Source organism: Tateyamaria pelophila, assembly GCF_019966495.1.
Classification (GTDB): Bacteria; Pseudomonadota; Alphaproteobacteria; order Rhodobacterales; family Rhodobacteraceae; genus Tateyamaria; species Tateyamaria pelophila.
The window spans coordinates 1-2,187 of sequence record NZ_JAIMIA010000276.1; the positions used below are offsets into that span (position 1 = coordinate 1).

General features: G+C 59.1%; 1 protein-coding gene. It reads left to right on the forward strand.

Features of this window, described 5'->3' with window-relative positions; translation table 11 throughout:
- Positions 1 to 2,187: type IA DNA topoisomerase (locus LC354_RS27590; RefSeq protein WP_223429124.1), on the forward strand; the 2,187-nt coding region annotated here is incomplete at both ends.

A 2,187-nucleotide genomic window follows, 5' to 3' on the forward strand; every position in this document is an offset into this window, starting at 1 on the left:
GGTGGAAACAAAGCGGCCAAGCTCAAAGCCATTCGTGAGGCGCTGCGCTCAGCCAAGCGGGTCTGGCTTGCCACAGATTGCGACCGGGAAGGTCAGCTCATCGGCCAGGAAATCCTCGAACATTACAAGTATCGGGGCCATGTCATGCGGGTGCTGTTTACCGCTCAGGACGCCCAGACCATACGCCAGTCATTCGATCGGGCCAAACCCAATTCAGAATACGCCCAGCTCTACGCCGCCGCTGTTGCACGCCGCCAGGCCGATCAGATCTACAATCTGTCATTGACCCGCACCGCGACCGTCATCCTTGGTAAGGGCGCGCGGGGCGTCATCGGTGTCGGCCGTGTAAAAACCCCGACCCTGGCGATCGTTTGCAAACGCGAACTGGAAATCCGCAATTTCGTTCCTGTGACCTATTTCGAGGTTGTCGCCACAGCCATGGTCGACGGTGGTGAGTTCAAGATGCGACACGCCCCGCAGGACCGAATTCTGAAACGTGAAGTTGCTGAGGCCGTGGTCTCAGCCGCCCGCAACTTCGAGGGGCCGCTCAGCGTGCGCGTCGAGGAGAAGCGGCAACGACCGCCTAAACTGCACGATCTGCCGTCCCTCCAGAAGCTCTGCGCCTCGCGCTTCGGCTGGGCCGCGGCAAAGACCCTAGAGATCGCTCAGGAGCTCTATGATGGTCAGGGCAAGAAGATCATCACCTATCCGCGTGCCGAAGTGCGCTACCTGCCGGAAAACCTGATCGGGGACGTGCCGCAGATTGTCGCCGGACTGCAGGTGGGCAAATCGTTCAGCACGATTCCCGTGCCAGCGGTGCCGGTCATCCGAAAGGGCAAGAGCGGTAGTTTCTATGACAAGGGACTGGAGGGGGCCAGCCATCATGCAGTCATCCCCAACGTCAACACGATCGAGAGCTTGCGGGACGTCTGGCCGCGCCTTTCGACAGACGAGAAAAAACTGTTTGATGTGATCGCGCGGGCGTATCTGGCCTCCGTCATGCCAGACTTCCGCTATCGCCAGACAACCGCGACGCTCGACGTGGGCAGCTTCCCGTTTAAGGCCACTGGCCGCCAACACATCGATCTCGGTTGGCGGGCGGCATTTCCGGAATGGCAACCTGCCGACGAAAAGGGTGACGATGCGCAGTTGCTCCCGCAGATGCGAAACGGCGAGACCGCGCAGTTGCGGAACCCAGCCATTGAGGACAAGGAAACCCGATCGCCGCCGCGTTATAACGAAGGCACTTTGATCGATGCGATGCAGCAGGCGTGGCGCTTTGTCGATGACGAGGTACTGCGAGATAGGCTGAAAGAAGCGAAGGGCATCGGCACGCCTGCGACCCGCGCCGAAATCATCGGTGGGTTGAAACGGCAGAAATTTCTGGTTGTTCAGGGCAAGAACATTGTACCCACCGAAACCGGATTGAGTTTGTTTGGTGTTCTCCAGCAGGCTGATCCAGCCTTGGTCGACCCGGGCGTGACGGCGCAACTCGAATGCCTGCTCGACGATGTCGTCGTTGGCAGACAGGAGATGATTGGTGCCATCGATGCTGTCTGCGACGTCGCCCAGCGTATCATCGGCAAGCTCGTCGAAGGTTCGCCGGGCGGTGTGTCGCCTTTAGCTGGTCTTGCATCAGATAGTGGGGGCGGCGGACGGCCACCAACAGCCGCAATGAAGCGTTTCGCCGACAGCATCGCCCGTCAGAAGGGTATAAAGCCTCCTGCTGGTTACACAAAATCGGGATCGGTCTGCCGCGCGTTCCTCGAAAAGCATGCCCCCAAGAAAACCGAGAGCGTTGGCGGGAATGCGGTGGATGGTCCTGAATCACGGCCCCCAAGTCCAGCGCAATTGTCATTCGCCGAGAGCATATCGCGGGAAAAAGGTGTTGCGATAAGCAACGAAGCCAAGGCCAACTCTGCCGCTATGTCCGTATGGATTGATGCGAACCAAGACGGAAAACCCGGAAAGGGCCGCCGCAAAACTGTTGCTAGAAGTTCTGAACCGAAAGTGACAAAACCCACCACGCCGACGAAGCGACCTCGAAAGCCCTCTGCAACTGCGACTTCGGTGAATTCGAGGCATCCGCCAGTTACAAAGCAGAGTAATGCCGCCGCAAACACGCCACTGCGAATTCCCTATGGCAACAAGGATGTCGCGCAAGAACTCGGCGCCAGATACGCCGCA